This is a genomic window from Wenjunlia tyrosinilytica (assembly GCF_014646055.1).
Lineage (GTDB): Bacteria > Actinomycetota > Actinomycetes > Streptomycetales > Streptomycetaceae > Wenjunlia > Wenjunlia tyrosinilytica.
In genome coordinates this window covers 93,639-113,545 of record NZ_BMMS01000025.1, presented here as the reverse complement: position 1 = coordinate 113,545, position 19,907 = coordinate 93,639, and the positions used below count along the sequence as shown (strand labels likewise).

General features: G+C 71.7%; 15 protein-coding genes. 8 read left to right on the top strand and 7 right to left on the bottom strand.

Annotated features, from left to right (window positions below; genetic code table 11):
- Nucleotides 1–65: 65 nt before the first annotated feature.
- A complete protein-coding gene (locus IEY86_RS26060) occupies nucleotides 66–932 on the top strand; it encodes a thioesterase II family protein (protein ID WP_229698763.1) in 867 nt (288 codons plus the stop codon).
- A gap of 302 nt (nucleotides 933–1,234) precedes the next feature.
- On the opposite strand, the gene IEY86_RS26055 is transcribed toward IEY86_RS26060, so the two are convergent.
- Nucleotides 1,235–1,930, bottom strand: a complete 696-nt coding sequence (locus IEY86_RS26055; protein WP_189134285.1) for a TetR/AcrR family transcriptional regulator — start codon at nucleotides 1,928–1,930, stop codon at nucleotides 1,235–1,237.
- A 333-nt stretch (nucleotides 1,931–2,263) separates the two neighbouring features.
- On the opposite strand from IEY86_RS26055, the gene IEY86_RS26050 reads away from it, so the two are divergent.
- On the top strand, nucleotides 2,264–2,536 hold the full coding sequence (locus IEY86_RS26050) for an acyl carrier protein (RefSeq protein ID WP_189134284.1): 273 nt from the start codon (nucleotides 2,264–2,266) through the stop codon (nucleotides 2,534–2,536).
- Between the two features lie 79 nt (nucleotides 2,537–2,615).
- On the top strand, nucleotides 2,616–3,959 hold the full coding sequence (locus IEY86_RS26045) for an NAD(P)/FAD-dependent oxidoreductase (protein ID WP_229698762.1): 1,344 nt from the start codon (nucleotides 2,616–2,618) through the stop codon (nucleotides 3,957–3,959).
- 320 nt (nucleotides 3,960–4,279) lie between these two features.
- Here IEY86_RS26045 and IEY86_RS26040 read toward each other — a convergent pair whose 3' ends face one another.
- The 6 genes from IEY86_RS26040 to IEY86_RS26015 form a co-directional block, all read right to left on the bottom strand.
- Nucleotides 4,280–5,215: a 4'-phosphopantetheinyl transferase family protein gene (locus IEY86_RS26040; protein WP_229698761.1), complete on the bottom strand. Its 936-nt coding sequence runs from the start codon at nucleotides 5,213–5,215 to the stop codon at nucleotides 4,280–4,282.
- Complete coding sequence (locus IEY86_RS26035; RefSeq protein ID WP_189134282.1) at nucleotides 5,212–7,734, bottom strand: acyltransferase domain-containing protein; 2,523 nt, start codon at nucleotides 7,732–7,734, stop codon at nucleotides 5,212–5,214. Before IEY86_RS26035 ends, IEY86_RS26040 begins: the two co-directional genes overlap by 4 nt.
- 94 nt (nucleotides 7,735–7,828) lie before the next feature.
- Nucleotides 7,829–9,610: an acyl-CoA dehydrogenase family protein gene (locus IEY86_RS26030; protein WP_189134281.1), complete on the bottom strand. Its 1,782-nt coding sequence runs from the start codon at nucleotides 9,608–9,610 to the stop codon at nucleotides 7,829–7,831.
- A gap of 237 nt (nucleotides 9,611–9,847) precedes the next feature.
- Nucleotides 9,848–11,374, bottom strand: a complete 1,527-nt coding sequence (locus IEY86_RS26025) for an NPCBM/NEW2 domain-containing protein (RefSeq protein ID WP_189134308.1) — start codon at nucleotides 11,372–11,374, stop codon at nucleotides 9,848–9,850.
- A gap of 378 nt (nucleotides 11,375–11,752) precedes the next feature.
- On the bottom strand, nucleotides 11,753–12,490 hold the full coding sequence (locus IEY86_RS26020; protein ID WP_189134280.1) for a DUF6397 family protein: 738 nt from the start codon (nucleotides 12,488–12,490) through the stop codon (nucleotides 11,753–11,755).
- Nucleotides 12,491–12,896: 406 nt separating this feature from the next.
- Complete coding sequence (locus tag IEY86_RS26015) at nucleotides 12,897–13,502, bottom strand: TetR/AcrR family transcriptional regulator (protein WP_189134279.1); 606 nt, start codon at nucleotides 13,500–13,502, stop codon at nucleotides 12,897–12,899.
- Between the two features lie 187 nt (nucleotides 13,503–13,689).
- Between IEY86_RS26015 and IEY86_RS26010 the strand changes: the two genes are divergently transcribed.
- The 5 genes from IEY86_RS26010 (at nucleotide 13,690) to IEY86_RS25990 (ending at nucleotide 19,847) form a co-directional block, all read left to right on the top strand.
- Nucleotides 13,690–15,102, top strand: a complete 1,413-nt coding sequence (locus IEY86_RS26010) for an MFS transporter (protein ID WP_189134278.1) — start codon at nucleotides 13,690–13,692, stop codon at nucleotides 15,100–15,102.
- Nucleotides 15,103–15,180: 78 nt separating this feature from the next.
- Nucleotides 15,181–16,530 (top strand): homogentisate 1,2-dioxygenase, encoded by a 1,350-nt coding sequence (gene hmgA, locus IEY86_RS26005; protein ID WP_189134277.1) that lies wholly within the window; start codon nucleotides 15,181–15,183, stop codon nucleotides 16,528–16,530.
- Between the two features lie 26 nt (nucleotides 16,531–16,556).
- Nucleotides 16,557–17,309, top strand: coding sequence for a GntR family transcriptional regulator (locus IEY86_RS26000; RefSeq protein WP_189134276.1), 753 nt, complete (start codon nucleotides 16,557–16,559; stop codon nucleotides 17,307–17,309).
- A gap of 229 nt (nucleotides 17,310–17,538) precedes the next feature.
- Entirely contained in the window at nucleotides 17,539–18,654 is a 1,116-nt protein-coding gene (locus tag IEY86_RS25995; RefSeq protein WP_189134275.1) for a CaiB/BaiF CoA transferase family protein, read from the top strand.
- Nucleotides 18,651–19,847 (top strand): CaiB/BaiF CoA transferase family protein, encoded by a 1,197-nt coding sequence (locus tag IEY86_RS25990; protein ID WP_189134274.1) that lies wholly within the window; start codon nucleotides 18,651–18,653, stop codon nucleotides 19,845–19,847. The genes IEY86_RS25995 and IEY86_RS25990 overlap by 4 nt, the downstream gene beginning before the upstream one ends.
- The last annotated feature ends 60 nt before the right edge of the window (nucleotides 19,848–19,907 follow it).

Sequence of the window (19,907 nt, the reverse complement as noted above, 5' to 3'; positions counted from 1 at the left end):
GGCCGCTTGCGCGAGACTTGAGAGCGGCCCCGTCCCCGCACCCGCGACGTTTACAGGGAGGGCTCTTGAATCCACCCACGCCCCGCGAGCCCGGTGAGCCGGGCGCCGACGGGGAGAAGCTGACGCTGTACTGCCTGGCGCACGCCGGGGGCAGCGCGATGCCGTACAGCCGGTGGAACGCGATCGTTCCGCCGTCGGTGACGGTGACACCGCTGGAACTGCCGGGCCACGGCGCACGCATCCGCGAGCCGCTGATGCGCCGCGCCGATCTCCTGGCCGCCGAACTCGTGCGCACCATGCGCCCGCACCGCGGCGAGAGGTTCGCGCTCTTCGGCCACAGCTTCGGGGCCGTGCTGGCCTACGAGCTCGCACGGCGCCTGGACCAGCTCGGACTGCCGCCCGCCGCTCTGCTGGTCTCCGGCCGCAATGGACCCGGCGAGCCGCTGTCCCACCGGCCGATCCACAAGCTGCCGGACGACGCCTTCATCACGGCGCTGAACCGTTACGGCGGGATGCCGCAGGCGCTGCTCGACCAGCCGGAGCTGCTGCGCATGTACCTTCCGGCGCTGCGCGCGGACCTGGAGATCGTGGAGACCTACACCCGCCCGGCGGGACCGCCGCTCGACGTCCCCCTGGTCGCCTTCGGCGGCCGCCGGGACTCCTTGACCGACCCGGCTGGGCTCGTCGCGTGGGAACGGGAGACCTCACGCGCCTTCGAACTCGCCCTGATCCCGGGTGGCCACTTCTTCCTCGAGGAACCCGACTTCCGCGAGGCGCTGACGTCCCGGCTCTCGCGCCTGGTCGCGGCGGCCCCAGCGGCGGCGGGCTCGGGGGCGGCGGGCTCGGGGACGGCGGGTGCGGGCTCGGTGGCGGAGCCCGCGCGCGCCGCGGACCTGCGGGCACGGCGGGTGGTCGCTTCCTCGAGGGAGTGACATCCGCGAGCCGGAGCGCCGAAAGGAGCGAACGGGCGCGGCGGGCCGTCTCCGGCCCGCCGCGCCCGTTCCGTGTTCTTCCCGGCCGTTCCCCGTTCTCCCCGGCCGTTCCGCGTTCTCCCCGGCCGTTCCGCGTTCTGCCCGGCCGTTCCGCGTTCTGCCCGGCCCGTTCCCGCTTCTTCGCGAACCGTTCCCGTTTCTTCGCGGGGCCCCGCGGCCCGACCTGGGTGCAGCCTCCCGGTCAGCCGTCCTGCCGCCGGGTCAGCCGTCCTGCCGGTCCGGTCGGCCGTCCCGTCCGCCGGTCAGTCGTCCTCGGTGAGGGACTCGGGCAGCGGGCCGACCAGGTACCGCTGGAGCGTCGGCGCCACACACGCCACCACCTGCTCGGCGTCCAGGGACGCTATCGGCCCCAGCTCGACGATGTACCGGGTCAGCGCCAGGCCGATGAGCTGCGAGGCCGCCAGCGCGGCGCGCACCTCCGGGTGCGACTTGCCCGTGCTTCCGGCGATCGGGCCCAGCACCTCCACCGCCACGAAGTCCCGCAGCATCTTCTGCGCCCTGTCGTGCGAGAGCGCGGACCGCAGGATGCTCCGCATCTTGTCGCGCGTCTCAGGCGCCTCCCACAGGCCCATGAAGTAGCGGGCCAGCCGCTCCCCCAGGCCTCGTGTGGCCCGGCGTTTGCCGAGGACCTGCTCGACCATCCGCTCCGGTTCGATGGCGTCGTGGATGGACGCCGCGAAGAGTCCTTCCTTCGACAGGAAGAAGTGGTGGATCAGCGCCGTGTCCACCCCCGCCTCCTGCGCGATCGAACGGATGGAGGCGCCCTCGTAGCCGTACAGCGCGAACTTCGCCCGCGCCGCGGTCAGGATGGCCTGCCGGCTCTCGGTGTTGCCGGGCCTGCGCCCGGTGCGCTTGCGAGCCGTGCGCATCGGAGCACCACCGTCCTCCTCGGCGTCGCCCACCCACGCCCGCGCCTCCGCACGACCAGGAGCAGTCACGGCACCCACCTCCACACAGCACGTTCCTCCGATTACCGATGCCAACGATACGTCGCGACAGGCACGGAAACGGGAGACCCGCGCGTTCCCCGGGCCATGGACCGGACATCCTCCGCCGGGCCCCCGCCGCACGGACCACTGCCGTGGCCTGCGGTATCGCCTCTCCGAGAATCAACTCAGCACCTGGCGAAATAGTAGAGCCAAACTGGACCCCCGCGGGCCACCCCTGGCCTGAGCGATAGCCGAGCGTGTCTCCAGTGCGCCCTCCCAGCATCACCCCAGCAGCCGGGCAGTCCACCGGCGGAGGACGAAATCGACACCCGGGGAGGACCCGTGACGGCCACCAGCCGCGACGAGATCTACACCAAGCTCAACGCGTACATCCAGGAGCAGTTCCTCGACGACAGCGAGATCTCCGAACTGAAGCCGGACACCCCGCTGCTGGAGTGGGGCGTGCTCAACTCCATGAACACGTCCATCCTGCTGACGTACATCAGGACCGAACTCGGGGTGACCATCCCCCCGACCCACATCACCGGCCGGCACTTCTACAGCGTCGAGACCATCACGGACATGGTCTATGAGCTGTCCCTCCAGCCTGCCTGACCCACTGGGCCCCGCCACAGTCCAGCCCGAAGCACCGAACAGCACCAGCAGTCCCAACCGTCCAGAAGTGGAGAGCGTCGTGGACGCAGAGTTCGACATCGGCATCATCGGCGGAGGCCCTGCGGGCTCGACCGCTGCTTCCTACCTGGCCAAAGCGGGCCTGTCGGTCGTCCTGTTCGAGGGCGACACGTTTCCGCGGGACCACGTGGGAGAGTCCCTCGTTCCGGCGACAACTCCTGTCCTGCTCGAGATCGGAGCCATGGACAAGATCGAGGCGGCGAACTTCCCCAAGAAGTTCGGTGCCGCGTGGACCTCGGCGGAGGACCGCAATATCGACCACAACGGGTTCCGCGGCCTGACGCACGACTTCCGCGCCGCTGAGATCCTCTTCAGCGAGCGCGACCAGGAGGGCGTGGACCGCGACTACACGTTCCACGTCGACCGTTCGAAGTTCGACGCGATCCTGCTCAAGCACGCCGAGGAGCTCGGCGCCAAGATCTTCCAGGGCGTGCGCGTCTCCAACGTCGACTTCAGCGGCGAGAACCCGGTGATCCAGGCGAAGGTCGGCAGCCACCAGGTCGACTTCCCCGTGCGCATGGTCGTGGACGCGAGCGGTCGGCAGACCAAGCTCGGCAACCAGCTCAAGTTCAAGATCCCGGACCCGGTGTTCAACCAGTACGCGGTGCACACGTGGTTCGACGGCCTGGACCGCAAGGCCCTGGCGGTCAACAAGGACCAGGCGGACTACATCTTCATCCACTTCCTGCCCGTCTCCGACACCTGGGTCTGGCAGATCCCGATCACCGAGACCATCACATCGATCGGTGTGGTGAGCCAGAAGTCCCGCTTCCAGCAGTACGCGGGTGACCGTGAGAAGTACTTCTGGGACACGGTGGCGAGCCGTCCCGAGCTGATGGACGTGCTGAAGAACGCCGACCAGGTCAAGGGCTTCAAGACCGAGGGCGACTACAGCTACGGCATGTCCCAGGTGGCGGGCGACAAGTTCGTCCTCATCGGCGACGCCGCCCGCTTCGTGGACCCGATCTTCTCCAGCGGTGTCAGCGTCGCGCTCAACAGCGCCCGGATCGCCTCCGCGGACATCATCGCGGCGGCGGAGGCGGGCGACTTCAAGAAGGAGCGCTTCGCGACCTACGAGAAGAAGCTGCGCCGGGGTGTGAGCAACTGGTACGAGTTCATCTCGATCTACTACCGGCTCAACATCCTGTTCACCGCGTTCGTCCAGGACGACCGCTACCGCCTCGACGTCCTGAAGATGCTCCAGGGCGACGTGTACGACGACGAGGAGCCCAAGGCCCTCGCCGCCATGCGGGACATCGTCAAGGCGGTCGAGGAGGACCCGACGCACCTGTGGCACCCGTACCTGGGCGACCTGAAGGCCCCGTCGGCCAAGCCCAGCTTCTAGCAGCCGACGCTGCCGGCTGAGCCCCGGACAGATTTGTGCCCCGGCCCAAAGGCCGGGGCACAACACTGTCCGGGGAATGACGGGTTGGGAGCGGGCCGCCTCCGGCGTTCACGGACGCCGTCGCTCGCGGGCAGGTCCGCGCCCAAAGGCGTGGCAAAGGGGCAGACAGCCATGGCGAAGGGGACCGCCAGGCGTGGCGAAGGGGCCGCCAGGCGCGGCAATGGGACAGACAGGCATGGCGACGGGGGGTCGGCAGGCACGGCGAAGGGCGGGAGGTTCTCTCGCCCCTCCCGCCCTCTCGGGGCTCCGCCCCGCCGGTCTCAGGCGGCGGCTTCGCCCGACTGGCAGGCTTCAGCCACCATTTCGTTCACCGCGTGGACCAGACCCGCGTCGAGCATCGTGGCGGCCGCGGTGTCGTCGGGAGCGCCGAAGCCCGCGTCGAAGACGGCGACGCTGGCACAGTGGCGCATGCCCGGGTGGAACGTGGCGAACGTCCACTCGTCACCGGTTCCCGGCGTTCCGTCCGGGCGCTGGACCCGCACCGGCGCGCCGTCCTCGCCGAAGCCGAACTCCGTGAACTTGAACCGCAGCCCCTGCCCGATCGCCTTGCTGTACGCCTCCTTGAGCGTCCACAGCCGCACGGCACTGCGGTTCCTACGGGCTGCCGGCACCCGCTCCAGCATCTTGATCTCGTACGGGGTGCAGATGTGCTGCTCCGTACCGCCCCTCAGCAGCTGGCGGTCGATCGCCTCCGCGTCCACGCCGATCAGTCCCCGCGTGGTGAGTCCCACCAGCAGGAAGTCACCGGTGTGGCTGAGGCTGATGTCCACCTGGTCGAAGCCGCGCAGATAGGGCCGGCCGAACGCGCTGTAGCCCAGCTCCACACTGTGCGGGGGCGCGTCGATCGCCACCCCCGCGGCGTGCTTGAGCAGGGAGCGCGTCGCCGCGAACCTCGCCTTGATCTTCGGGTGCCGCATCTTCTCGTAGCGGGCCCAGTCACGGCCCAGGACGCGCCGCACCGAGGGGCTGTCGGGGTTCTCCGGCAGCCACTCCCCTATGCGGGCGTGCACCACGGCCCATCCGAGGGTGTCCAGATCCGCCCGGACCTGGTCCCACGGGCCCGCGGGGCCGCGCACATGGATCGGCTCCGCCACCTGCGGCCCCGTCGGGGAGTGCCACTGCGTGCCGGGGAAGAGCGGCTGCGGGCCGCCCCGCCGGGCGCGGGCCCGCTCGTCGGCGAGCCACATGTCGGTCATGCCGCCACCCGGCCGGCAACGTGGCGCAGGTACCCGGCGAGCGCCTCGACGCTCTCCAGGCTGGGCATCATCTCCTGCAGGACGAGCGAGCCGACCTGCGGGATTCTGCGTTCCAGCTCGCCCACGAGGTCCATGTACATCACCGAGTCGAATCCCAGGTCGTCGTAAAGGCGTGCGTCGGTCGTCACTTCACCGGGCAGGCAGTCGCAGACACGGGCCACCGCGTCCACCACGGCCGCCACGAAGCTGTCCCCGGTGGCGGTGCCGCGTGGTACCGCCTCGTCCGGCAGGGCGCCCGCGGTGCCGTCGGCTCCCGTGCCGGGCCCGAACTGCCGCTCGGCGGAGAAGCGGTAGGGCCGCAGCCGCGCGAACGCCCGGTGCTCCAGCGGGTACAGGGCCTCCCAGGAGAGGTTGTGCCCATCGCGGTAGAGGGCCGCGGCCAGTTCGGCGAGACCGCCGTCGGCGGCCTCGGAGTCCGAGCACACCGGCCGCACCCCGACCCCTCGCGCGGAGGGGATCTCCCTTATGTGCTGGGCAAGTCGGGAGCCCGGCCCGAGTTCCAGCACATGGGTGGGCCGCTCCGCCAGCAGGGCCTCGGCCGCCTCGGCGAAGCGGACCGGCGCGATGGCGTGCTGCAGCCAGTAGTCGGTGTCCATGCGGTCGCGTCCCAGCAGCCGCCCGCGAACCGTCGAGACGACGGGTATCAGGGCGGGCGCGAACGCGGCGCCTTCCAGAGCACGCCTCCACTCGCGCATGATGGGCGCCATCAGCGGGGAGTGGTAGGCGTGTTCGACCGCCCGGGCCCTGGTGTGGACGCCTTGCAGCCGCATCCGCTCGCCGACGCGCGCCAGCACCTCGGGGGCCGCGGACAGCACCACTCGGCAGGGCCCCTCGACGGCTGCGAGGTAGACCTCGGGCTCGTCGCGGATCAGCCCCGCCGTCTCCTCCAGCGTGGTGAAGACCTCCAGGAGGCCGCCCGGCGGCAGCTCCTCGACGAGCCTGCCGCGCACACTGACCAGCCGCGCCGCCGTCTCCACGTCCAGCACTCCGGCCAGGCACGCGGCGGCGAACTCACCGCATCCGTAACCGACCAGCATGCCCGGCTCGACACCGAGTTCGGACAGCGCGCGACCGAGCGCGTACTCCACCGCGAACAGGGCGGGCTGCGCGAACGACGGCCGGTGCACGCGGGTGTCGTGCCGCAGCAGCAGATCGCGCACCCGGTGCTCGAAGTAGGGGCGCAGGGCCTCGTCCGCCTCGTCCAGCGCCCTGCGGTACAGCGGCGCGCCCCGGTACAGGCGGGCGGTCATTCCGGGGTACTCGCTGCCCTCGCCCGGCAGGACGTAGGCGACGGCGGGGCTCTGCTCGGGCACACCGGACAGCGAGGCCTCCACCGCGGGGTCGAGCGCCGCCCGCCGCAGGCCGTCCGCGAGCTCGGCGAGGTCCCCGGCGGCCAGGGCGAAGCGGTACGGCAGATCGGTCTTGACCTCGTTGCTGGTCCAGCACAGCCGGGCCGTGCGCGCCCGCGAGCCGGTGACGCCCGCCTGTCCCGCCGCCTCGCCGATGGCCTCGCCGATGGCCTCGGCGTGCTCGGCGAGATTGCGGCTCAGTGCCTGCGCGGTGTCCGCGGAGAAGGTGAACACCCCCATCCCGGCGTCGGTCGTCGGCGGGGGCAGCGGCGAGGGCGGCTCCTGGAGGTCCAGCGGGGCGAGGGACCCCGCGGGCAGCCGCCAGGGTCCGCCGCCGTACAGGGCCAGCGCCGAGTCCGCCACGTCGACCACTCCCCCGCACGGCTCGTCCGAAGGGTCGTCGGTGCTGTCGCGCAGCACGGCGTAGACGGGCCTGCGGTCGGCGAGCGCGTCGTCGAGGCGGCACAGGGCGAGCACCGCGGCGCCGGGCGCCTGCCGGGACCGGCCGCCGTCGGCGGTGCGCAGCTCGGAGAGCCGGGCGCCCGCCACCAGGGCCAGATCGCACTCACGCCCCGCGAGCACGTCGCAGGCGAGGAGCAGGGCGACCGGGGCGGCCTCGCCGTCGGTCCGCACGTCCAGGGACGGCCCGTTCAGGCCCAGTTGGTAGGAGATCCACTGGGCCACCGCGCCGAGTCCGGCCTCCGCGGCCGCCCAGTCACCGGCCGCCGCAAGCCCTTCCGTCGCCTCCACGAACACCCCCGTCCCGGCGATCGAACGCCGCCGGGGTGCGATCGCCGCGTCCTCCAGCGCCCGCCAGGCGCATTGCAGCAGGACCCGCTGGCGGGGGTCCAGTTGCCCCGCGTCGCGGGGCGAGAGGGAGAAGAAGTCGCAGTCGAAAGCCTCGGCGCCGCCCGCCCCGAAGGGCCGCGGCGCCGGGTCCTGGTCGCTGCTCCCCCATGGGAAGCGGTCGACCCCGACCACCGCTATGCCTCCCGCCGCCCCGGCGGAGACCCCGGACAGGCCTGATCTGGGGAAGGTACCGGCCTGCTGCACATCCGCTGCCGGGGCCAGGCGGAGGCCGGCCCGGTTGGCAGAGCCGACAGTGCGCATGGGTGACTCCTTCTCTCGTCCTCCCGTACCGGTCTTGACCGAACGGGGATCGAACCGTCCGTGCACCGGCCGCTTCGCCTGCTCAGCGGGGCGGTCAGCCGGACAGCGGGCTGTTGTAGAGGTCGTAGCTGCGGGGCTCGCCGAACCTCGAGAGGACTTCGGAGACCATGAGGTCCTCGAAGTGGGCGGGCGGTTCGGGGAGCTCCGTGAGTCCGGGGAGCCCGCCGAGCCGTCCTGCTGTACGCGAAAGCGCGGTCACCGCCCAGGCGGGGTCGGCGAGGAAGCCGCCGGGCCGTACCCGGCGCTCCTGCCGCCACACGCCCACGACACTGGCGGCGGCGAGGACGTGCACATACCGGTCGGCCAGCGCCGACGTCTCCGGGCCCGCCAGCCACGCGGGGTCGGTGGTGCGCAGCTCCAGGCAGAGGTCGCGCAGGCTCCGCAGCTCGGCGAGGAACCCCTGGGCGAGCCGGTGGATGACGTCCTCACCGTCGTCGCCGCGCTCGGGGTCGTCCTCGACGGCGGCCACCAGGGAGGCGGCGACGGGGTCGTGGCCGGCGTGGGGCCGCAGCTGTTCCAGATTGAGCGGGGGCAGCCGGCCGTCGGCCTCGAACAGCTCGCCGGGCGCGGGCGCGCCCTGGAACCACGCCGCCCGTGCCAGCAGCGGCATCTGAGGGATGATCGTGGCCTGGCAGGCGGCGGTGCCGGCGTGGCCGAGGGTGATGACCGGCAGGTCGCGCACGTGCTTCTGGAAGATCCCGTACGGGCCGTCCTTGTCGTACAGGGCCGAGCCCAGGATGATCGACAGGTCGTAGACGGTCTCGGTGAGGATCTTCGGCAGCAGGTACTTCACGGCCGCCGCGTAGACACCGCTGCTCTGCCTGGGCAGGAGGCTGGCGGAGCGGGTCGCGGCGAGGGCGAGGCTGTCGCAGAGCAGGATGTCGGCGAAGGCGGCGGCAAGGACCGAGCGGGAGCTGCGGGTGTCCATGCCGGTGCCCGTGTCGCGGCTCTGCCGGCCGGCGAAGCCGACGGCGGTGCGCAGGCAGGTGTCGACGAGCGCGAGGACCATGGACGGCAGCGCGCTGCGGGTGACCTTGAACGAGCGCAGGCTCAGCTCGACTCCCTGTCCGACGCCTCCCACCACGGCCGAGGCGGGCACCGGCAGCCCCGCGTACTGGACACCGCCGAACTGCAGCCCCCGGCAGCCGTTGGTGATGCGCCGGGGCAGGTAGACGGTGTGCCCGGCGGGGGCGAGCTCCTTGTCGACCAGCAGAACCGAATGGCTGCGGCTGCCCTTCGCCTTGTCGGTTCGCGCGTACAGCATGAGGGCTTCGGCGCGCTCGACATTGTTGATGACGTGCTTGTCGCCGTCGAGGAGGAAGCCCGAGCCGCCGCGACGCGCGTGGAACTCATTGCGCACGAAGTCATTGCCGTGCGCGATCTCCTGGTAGGCGACCGTCATGCGGCCGCCGCCGAGCAACAGGTCGGCGGTGAAGCGCCGCTGTTCCTGCGTGCCCGCGAACCAGGCGTTGACCGCGGCCATGAACGACGAGACGCCGTACCCGATGCCGAGGGACGCGTCCCGGCGGAAGACCGGGCGCAGGGCCTGGACCAGCCCCTCGATGCTGTCGAGGCGGCCGCCGAGGGACCGGGGCACGAACTCGGCGTTCAACCCGAACCGCTCGAGCAGCCGCTCTCCCTCGGCGGGCAGTTCGGCCCGTGCGTCGGCCCGCAGGAATGCCTCGTGGCCCAGCGGGTTGTCGGGGTCGGCGGGGTCCCCGAACCGCGATTCCAGAGCGGCCGCCCGCTCGCGGGCGGTGCCTCGGGCGGACAGCCCCGTGACCGAGGTCAGCACCCCGGCGGTTCCTGTCCCCATCGCGGCCATGTCAGCTCCCCCTGTTACCCGCTACGGCTCGGCACCGGGCGGAATGCTCTGCCCTTCGGTGCTGGTACAGGATCGTGAGGGCCTCTAGAGGAGGGGTGGAGCGGTATCGGAGCGCTCGCGGACGCGTTGCCGCAGGTCCCTGGAGGCCCGGCTTCGGGACGATGTACCTGGCCGGTGCGCGGCCCGGGCAGGCGGGCCGCGCACCGGAGTCGGCGGTCTTGACGTCCGTCAGGCGCAGGTCAGCCGGGGGTCGGCCCAGTCGGCGTGGTCGGAATTGTTGCCGTTGCCGCCGTCGGTGACGACGAGTCTGAGCGTGGTGCCTCCCGAGAGGTTCGCGGTGAGCCGTTTGGCGGCGTTGTCGACGGTGAGGAGCCCGCTGTCCGCGACTTTGGTGGAGTCCCGGAATATCTGGAAGACCACGGAGCCCGTGGTGGTCTTCTCGTCGTCGACACCGACATCGACGGTCAGGGTGGAGCAGGCACCGCCGAGGTAGTAGCCGATGTCGCTGGCCGCGTGCACGCCCAGCCCCTTGCTGTACTTGACGCCCTGGATGGTGATGGCCCTGCCGTCGCCGGCGGGCTTCTCACCGTTGCTGGTGTCGGTTTCGAAAGGGCCCCAGCCGCTGGTGGCGCTCGTGGGCGACAGGTCGCTCACCGCCGAGGTACCGCTCGGGGGCGGGGTGTTGCCACCGGTCTTGGAGACCCGGTACATCACCACGCCGTGGGCGGGGACGGAGGCGCTGATGGTGCCCGTGGTGGTGCGGGTGCTCTTGGTCCACAGGTCGCGCAGTGTGTAGCTGGAGCCGCCGGGCAGTCCCACCGCGCTCGCGGTGGTGCTGATCGTGGCCGCGCTGGTGCTCTCGTTGAACAGCACGACCGCGCGGTCGCCGCCGGCGAGCGGCTTGGAGTAGACCGCCTTGCCGCCGCTGCTGGATATCACGGTGCCCTGCTTGCCCAGCGGGTCCTGGTCGACCGCGATGACGTCGGTGTTCCTGAGGATGTCGAACGTCGCCGTGGAGGCCTTGCGCAGATCGGAGCCGATCAGCAGCGGGGCGGCCATGACGGACCAGAGGCTGAAGTGGCTGCGGTACTCGGTGTCGGTCATTCCGCCGTTGCCGACCTCGAGCATGTCGGGGTCGTTCCAGGCGCCGGGTCCCGCGAACTGGGCGAGGACCTGGTTCTTGTGGACCTTGTCCACCATGCTGGACCAGTTGTCGCTGATGTCACCGGTGGTGCGCCACAGATTGCCGGTGTCCTGGGCCCACTCCCAGGGCTTGTTCTGGCCCCATTCGCAGATGCTGTAGACGATCGGGCGTCCGGTGTTCTTCAGCGCGTCGCGCATCTTCCGGTAGCGGGTCTTGGCGTCGACACCCTGGTTGTTGCAGTTGTCGTACTTGAGGTAGTCGACGCCCCAGGAGGCGAAGGTGTCGGCGTCCTGCTGTTCGTGGCCCAGTCCCCCGGGGAATCCGGCGGTGTTGCACGTCTTGGTGCCGGCGCTGGTGTAGATGCCGAACTTCAGGCCCTTGGAGTGCACATAGTCCGCGACGGCCTTGATGCCGTTGGGGAAGCGGACCGGGTCGGGGACGAGATTCCCGGAGGAGTCGCGTGAGGTCTTGGCCCAGCAGTCGTCGAGGTTCACATAGGTGTAGCCCGCGGCCTTGAGGCCCTTGGAGACGAACAGATCGGCGATGCCCTTGACCATCGACTCGTTGAACTCCGCCCGGCAGGCGGTGGAGTTCCAGTTGTTGAAGCCCATGGGCGGGGTGAGCGCGAGGCCGTTGTCGAGGGCCGCGGCGGGCGGCGCGGCCGCGACCTGGACGGCTGCCGCGGTGACCACGGCGGCGCCCGCTCCCGCGACAAGGGACAGTGCGGCGCAGACCCCCGCGAGGCGGGTTCTCAGTTTGGTTCCTTCCTGCTGCACGAGCGACTCCTGCGAGTAGGGCCACGCACGGTCCCGCGACGCGCGACGTGGCAGACCAGAGTCCACGGGTGGTCGGCTGAATCGACTTCAGATTCGATCAGAACCAGACGAAATCCAACGGACCGCACCACATAACACTGCCGAAGCGAGGGCCTGTCAAGGTCCAGACCAATATCCGGCGTTGACTCATGTTCGTTACTGGGGGTTCCGGAATCAGGGTGACCGGGGCGGTGGCTCCGCTGCCGCACGGGCCCTCATCAGCGCGGTGGCCAGCGCCCCCGCGACCCAGGCCACCTCGTCCGGCCCCTGGGCGGTGAGCACCGACTCCAGCACCTCCGGCCTCAGGGGCCAACCCGGACCGCCACCGCGCAATGAGGGCGCCAACCGGGCCAGCAGGGCGGCCTCCTCGGCCGACACGGGGACCTGGTCGCCCACCCGCCCCACATCGCCGAGCAGGCAGGCCCAGACGGCGGCGCGCTCCCAGGGCCCGGGGGCGTCCCGCAGCAACTGCTCGGCCCTGCGGGCCCGCCAGCCCCTCGCCCGGGCGTCCCCCTCCGGCACCCCGCCCGTCGGCGGCGGCGGACCGGCCGCGAACTCACGGAGCTCCGCCGCGAGATACCGCCACACCACCGCGCGGTACCGATTGACGTACCACCGCACGGGACGGAACCGTCCGGCCCGCGCCAGCCGCCCGAAGCGGTGGGCACTCACCCCGAGGATCTCGGCGCCCGCGACCGCCCCGACGTCCGCGATCCGCTCGCGCAGGGCCTCGGGAAAGCCCGGCACGCTCCTGACCCTGAGCACCTCGGCCGGATCCACGCTCCCGTCCGCGCCGCAGCGCACCTCGCCGAGCTCGAGAGCGAGACGCAACTGCCCCTCATCGAGCCCCAACCGCTCCCGCACCTCGGCCCGGCCAACGAACTCCGCCGCACCGCTCTTGACTGCCGCCATGACGGCCTCCCCCGCAAACCATCGCTCCTGTCACTGACAGTCACGACGTTAGCGGGTGGGTCTGACAATGGGTCACAGAGCGTGAGGAGGGGGCATCAAGGGCACCGAGCCGCGCCCCGGCGACGGGCCACGCCACGCTGCCGACTAGCGCCCCCGCGACGACTTTCCGGCAGGTGCCGCAACTCGACCCCGCGCCCGACTCGCCTCAGCGCCCCACTCGACACCTCTCACCCGACTCGACACCTCTCACCCGACTCGGCAGCGCCCCACTCACCCCAGCGCCCCACTCGGCCGGCGCCCGACTCGACCCAGCCCCTGACTCGCCCCCGCACCTGACTGGGCCCAGCGCCCCCACTCACCCCAGCGCCCCACTCGCCCCCGCGCCCCACTCAGCCCCGCGCCCGACTCAACCCCGCGCCAGTGCGTCGAACAGGGTTCTCAGCTCGGCGACCGTCTCCGCCAGCGCCGCGGGCTGGTCCTTGGCCCTCGCGATGGCCAAGGCGCTTTCCCCCAGGGCCCCGTAGAGCAGGAAGGTGAGCGGGTCGACCGGCCGTGCCGGGATGGCGCCGGACTCGACCGCCCTGGCCACTCCCAGCCTGGTCAGCTCCAGGCAGTTGCCGGACAGCTCGCGCATCCCCTCCCAGCCGAGCGCGCCGGGCGCGTCCAGCTGCGTGATGCGCTGGACCTGCGGATCGAGCGACGCCTCCAGGAAGGCCCGGCATCCTTCGAAGACGGCCTCCCACGGCCGTTCGGCCTCCTTGGCGGCCGCCCCCCGCACCACCTCCGACAGATGCTCCTGCTCGCGCTCGTAGACGACACGGAAGACGTCCCGCTTGCTGGAGAAGTGGTGGTACAGCGCGCCCTTGCTCACTCCGGCCCGGTCGCATATGGCCTCGAGCGAGGTCGCGGCGTAGCCGTCCTCGGCGAACAGCGCGCGTGCCGCGCGCACCAGGTCGTCGACCGTGGCGTCCGACCGCTCACGCTGCGTCTGGCGGCTCCTGACTCTGGACACCCGCGCTCCCTCCTGGGTCCCGCACCCCTGTGCGTCCCCCACCCTAGCGATCCTCCAGCGTCCCACTTGACATTAACATACCGCAGGTATGTACTTTACATACTGTCAGTATGTTTTTCCTGCCGGACGGTCCCTCCGTGGCCGCCCCTCCCTCGGCGCCCTCCCGCGCCCTTATCGAGGACCTGACATGACCCAGACCACCCCGTTCTCCACGGCCACCCCGCCACCGCGGCGGGCCGCGTCACCCGCCACCGTCATGCTCATCACCGCGGGCGCCACCTTCATGGCGTTCCTCGACACCACCGTTGTGAACATCGCCTTTCCCGACCTGCGGCGCAGCTTCCCCGACGTGGCCGTCTCCGACCTGTCCTGGGTCGTCAGCAGCTACGCGGTCCTGTTCGCCGCCCTGCTGACGACTGCCGGGCGGCTCGCCGACACCCTCGGCCGCCGCCGGATCTTCCTGATCTCCATATCCGCGTTCACCGTCGCCTCCGCCCTGTGCGCGGCGGCGCCCACCATCGAATTCCTCGTCGCCTCAAGGGCCTTGCAGGGAGCGGCGGCCGCGGGCATGATCCCCGCCGCCCTCGGGCTCCTCCTCGCCGAGGTCCCGGCCGAGCGGCTGGCCTCTGCGGTGGGCGCGTGGGGTGCCTCCGGGTCCCTGGCGACGGCCGCGGGCCCGAGCCTCGGCGGAATACTCGTGGAGGCTTTCGACTGGCGCTCGGTCTTCCTCATCAACATCCCCCTGGGCCTCGTCCTCCTGTGGGGCACGCTCAAGGCGGTGCCCGAGCGGCACACGGGCGGGGGCCGTCTGCCCGACCTGACCGGCACGGGCGCGGTGACCGCCGGCGTCGGCCTCCTGGTGCTGGGCCTGACCAAGGGCAGCGACTGGGGCTGGAGTTCAGCGGGCACGTACGCCTGCGTCCTCACCGGCGCGGCCCTGCTGGCGCTGGCGCTGCTGCGCTCGCGCACCCATGGGGCCCCGGCGGTCGAAACGGCGCTGTGGGGCAACCGCACCTTCGCCGTCGCGAATGTCGCCTCGCTGATGTCCGGCGCCGCGCTGTTCGCCTGGATGCTGGCGGGCCCGCTCTTCCTCACCTCGGTGTGGGGGTACTCCGTCCTGAGCGCGGGCTTCGCGGTCACCCCGGGAGCCTTGGCCTCGGCCGTCGCCGCACTCGCCGTGGGCAGGCGGGCCAAGCCCCACCACCTGCCCTACGTGGTCGCGTTCGGCATGGCCTCGTTCGCGGGCGTCGCGCTCTGGATGTGGGCGGGGCTGGGCGCCGAGCCGAGCTTCGTCACCCGGTGGCTGCCCATGGGCCTGGTCGGCGGAACGGCGTTCGGCGCGACGATGACCGCGTTGTCGACGGCCGCCGCGGCCTCCGTTCCGCCGCGGAAGTTCGCCTCCGGCATCGGCCTGACCACCACCGCCCGGCAGCTCGGCGGAGCACTCGGCGTCGCGGCCATGGCCGCCATCGTCGCCGCCCGCGGGCTCGGCGGCCCGCAGGCCTTCCTGGATGTCTTCCTCTTCTGCGCCCTCGCCTCCGGGGCCGCCGCCGTGGCCGGTCTGGGACTGCGCTGGGCCTCGCGCGGCGGTGGGCATTGACGGCGGGTGACCTGGAATCCTATGTTCGAGCATAGGAATCGCCAAGGAATGTGAACCACGGCACCGGGAGCCCGCGAAATGAGCAGCCACAGCACAGCCGGAGAAGAGTCCGAGCAGGCCCTCAAGACGGCCGCGGGCCTGTCCTACTCCCCCGGCTTCGGCAATGAGCACGTGAGCGAGGCCGTCCCCGGTGCCCTGCCGGTCGGGCGCAACTCACCGCAGCGGGCCCCGCTCGGGCTGTACGCCGAGCAGCTCAGCGGGTCGGCGTTCACCGAGCCGAGGCACGCCAACCGGCGCACCTGGCTGTACCGGGCGCGCCCCTCGGCCGACCACCCGCCGTTCCACCGGATCGGCAACGGGCTGCTGCGAAGCGCCCCGTTCACCGAGGTCGAGCCCGACCCCAACCGCCTGCGCTGGAGCGCCCTGCCGCTGCCCGAGGAGCCGACGGACTTCGTGGACGGCCTCTACACCGTCGGCGGCAACGGCAATGTGCTCGAGCGCAGCGGTATGGGCGTCCATCTGTACCGCGCCGACCGCTCGATGAAGGACCGGTTCTTCTGCGACTCCGACGGTGAACTCCTCGTCGTCCCGGAGCTGGGAGGGCTGCTGCTGCGCACGGAGCTGGGGCCGCTGCGGGTGGAGCCCGGCCACATCGCCCTGATCCCGCGTGGGCTGCGCTTCCTCGTCGAGCTGCTCGACGGGCCCGCCCGCGGGTATGTGTGCGAGAACTACGGGCAGCCCTTCCAGCTCCCGGAGCTGGGGCCGATCGGCGCCAACGGCCTGGCGAACCCACGGGACTTCCTCGCCCCCGTCGCCGCGTACGAAGACCGTGAGGTGCGCGAGCGGCAGGTGGAGGTGGTCAACAAGTTCGGCGGCAACCTGTGGGCGGCCGCCCATGACCACTCCCCGCTCGACGTGGTGGCCTGGCACGGCAACCACGTCCCCTACGTCTACGACCTCACCAGGTTCAACGTCATGGGGTCGATCAGCTTCGACCACCCGGACCCGTCGATCTTCACCGTGCTGACCTCGCCCACCGACACTCCCGGGCTGGCCAATGTGGACTTCGTGGTCTTCGCTCCGCGCTGGCTCGTCGGCGAGGACACCTTCCGGCCCCCGTACTTCCACCGCAATGTGATGAGCGAGTTCATGGGCCTGATCAAGGGGGCCTACGACGCCAAGGCGGAGGGGTTCGTGCCGGGCGGGGCCAGCCTGCACAACATGATGAGCGCGCACGGCCCCGACCGGGAGACGTTCGACCGGGCCAGCGCCGCCGAGCTCGGGCCGCAGAAGGTCGACGACGGCCTCGCCTTCATGTTCGAGACCCGATGGCCCGTCGTCACCACCCGGCACGCGATGGACGCCGGCCACCGCCAGGGCGGTTACGACGAGGTGTGGCAGGGTCTGGAGACCCACTTCCGCCAGTGACCGGCATGAGTTGAGCACGGAGCACGATGACCGGACAGACGTACCAGCCGGATTCGCTGACCCTGAACCGCAGGCTTCCCCTGTGGTACCAGGTGTCGCAGAGCCTGCGCGCCTCCATCCTCGGGCGGCGGCCTGACGACCCGCTGCGGCTGCCGACCGAGGACGAGCTCGCACGGCACTACGGCGTCAGCGTGCTCACCATGCGCCAGGCCCTCAAGCCCCTCGAGGAGGAGGGGCTGATCACCCGGCGCCGCAGACGCGGCACCTTCATCGAGCCGTCGGCCCGTCCCACCGCACCGATACGCCTGCTCGGCTCGATCGACGCCATCGTCGCCCAGCAGTCCAGCGAGGAGGTCACGGTCCTCGAACGGGGGACCGTGGCGGTACCGGCCGAGATCGCCGAGCACTTCCCGGGGCTGGAGCGGGCGGAATCGTTCCGGCGGCTGCGCCGGGACGGAGGCGAGCCGTCGAGCTGGGCGCTGAACCACGTCGTGCCCGAATTGGGCGAGCGCGTGGAGACCGGCGACCTGGAACGCTGGCCGATGACCAAGGTCCTGCGTGACCGGCTCGGTGTGCGGATCAGCCGGATAACCGACACCGTGCAGGCACGTCTGGCCGATCCGGAGACGGCGAGCCTGCTGGGCGTTCCGCTGCTGAGCCCGATCCTGCACTACACGGGTGTCACCTACGACCACCGCGACCGCGTGGTGGACGTGGCCCGGATCCACTACCGGGGGGACCGCTTCTCCTTCTCCGTCACCCTGGAGGCCGGATCCTGATGGGTGAACCCTACAAGGATCTGTACAAGCACATGACTCACGGGTAACTTCGGGCCGCCCACTCGCCGCACCGCGTCCGCCCGCGCACCGCGTCCACTCGCCGTACCGCGTCCACCCGTGCGAGGCATCCACCCGTGCGAGGCGTCCGTGCGAGGCGTCCACCGTCCACGAAAGGCACGAGCGAAGTGCACAAGCCCATCGTCGGCCAAGCCCCGGGACCGGGACTGTGATGGCCGGCCCCCTCGACGGCGTACGCGTGCTGGAGCTCGGCGGCATCGGCCCGGCGCCGTTCTGCGGCATGGTGCTGTCCGATTTCGGCGCCGATGTCATCCGCGTCGACCGGCCCGGCGACCGCAATCCGCTGGCGCACCCGGTCCTGCACCGCGGCCGCCGCTCCGTCGCCATCGATCTGAAGACCCCCGCGGGCGCGGCGGCGGCCCGGCGGATCGCGGAGAGCTGCGACGCGGTGCTCGAGGGGTTCCGGCCCGGTGTGGCCGAGCGCCTGGGGCTGGGACCCGACGAGCTGCGCGCCGCCGCTCCCCGCCTCGTCTATGCCCGGATGACGGGCTGGGGCCAGGACGGCCCACTGGCCCAGACGCCCGGCCACGACATCAACTACCTGGCGCTGTCGGGCGCGCTGGGCACGTTCGGGCCCGCCGGAGGCGATCCGGTCTTCCCGCTCAACCTCGTCGCCGACTTCGGCGGCGGCGGCATGCTGCTCGCCCTCGGCGTCGTCTCCGCGATCCTGCGGGCGCGCACCGGCGGCGAGGGCCAGGTGGTGGACGCCGCCATGGTCGACGGGACGGCACTGCTGCTCTCCATGGCGTTCGGCTTCCTGTCCAACGGGATGTGGACCGACGAGCGCGGCACCAACTTCCTCGACGGCGCCGCCCCCTACTACCGCGTCTACCGCTGCTCCGACGGCCGCCATGTCGCCGTCGGCTGCATCGAGGCCAGGTTCTGGGCCGACCTGCTGCGGGTGCTGGAGCTGGAGGGCGACCCGGACTTCGCCGAGCAGAACGACCGGCAGCGGTGGCCGGTGATGCACCGGCGGCTGGAGAAGGTGTTCGCGGCGCGCCCGCGCGACGAGTGGGCCGGCGTCTTCGAGGGCAGCCAGGCCTGTGTGACGCCCGTGCTGTCGCTGAACGAGGCCGCCGCCCACCCGCACAACACCGCCCGCGGCACCTACCGGCCGGGGCCCACGGGTATCGTCCAGCCCATGCCCGCCCCCCGCTTCGCCGGGACCCCGGCCCCGCCGCCCAGGGCCGCCCCCGCCCCCGGTGAGCACACCGCCGAGGTCCTGGCCGAGGCCGGACTGACCCCCGAGGAGATCGCCGCACTGTGAGCCCCGGCCTGCCGCTTCCCCTGGAGGGCATCACCGTCGTCGCCGTCGAGCAGGCGATCTCGGCCCCCTTCGCCACGCGCCAGCTCGCCGACCTCGGCGCCCGCGTGATCAAGGTGGAGCGGACCGACGGCGGCGACTTCGCCCGCCGCTACGACACCTCCGTGGCCGGGCTCGCCTCGCACTTCGTCTGGGCCAACCGCGGCAAGGAGTCGGTGGCGCTCGACATCAAGGACGAACGCGGCCGGGCGGTCCTCGAGCGGCTGGTCGAGTCCGCCGATGTCTTCGTCCAGAATCTGGTGCCGGGCGCCGCCGCACGCCTCCGCCTAGACGCGTCCTGCCTGTGCGCCCGCCACCCGCGCCTGATCGCCGTGGACATCAGCGGCTACGGCCCCCAGGGCCCCTACCGCGACAAGCGCGCCTACGACATGCTGGTGCAGTGCGAGGCGGGCCTGGTCTCGGTGACGGGCACCCCCGAGCAGCCGGTTAAGGCGGGCATCCCCGCCGCCGACATCTCCGCGGCGATGTACGCCTTCTCCGGGGTCCTGGCGGCCCTGCTGCGCCGTGCGAGCACCGGGCTCGGCGGCCCGGTCGAGGTGTCCATGTTCGACTCGCTGGCCGAGTGGATGGGGCACCCGCTCCACCTCGGCATGGGGACGGGCACCGCGCCGGAGCGCACCGGGGTCGCGCACGCCGTGATCGCCCCCTACAACGCGTACGGCACGGCCGACGGCGGACAGGTGCTGCTGTCGGTGCAGAACGACCGTGAGTGGCGGCGCCTGGCCGAGCAGGTCCTCGGCCGTCCCGACGCGGCCGATGCCCCGTCGTTCGCCACGAATGTCGCCCGCACCCGCAACCGCGACAAGGTCGACGCCCTCGTCGCCGAGGGCCTTGCCCCGCTCACGGCCGAGGAGGCCGTCGCCCGCCTCGACGCCGCGGGGATCGCCAACGCCCGTGTCAATGACGTCACCGAACTCGCGGCCCATCCCCAGCTGAGCGCACGGGAGCGCTGGCGGGAGGTCGGCTCCGAGAACGGCCCGCTGCGCGCGCTCCTGCCGCCGATCTCCCTGCCCGGCAGCGAGCCGGTCATGGGCGCCGTGCCCGCGCTCGGGGAGCACACGGCGGCCGTGCTGCGCGGTCTCGGGCTCGAGGCCGGCGAGATCGAGGCACTGCGGGAGTCGGGCGTCGCCCGCTGAGCGATGTGCCGGCGGAGCGGGCTCGGGGCTTCACAAGCGCACAGGCCCTCGGCCGACGGT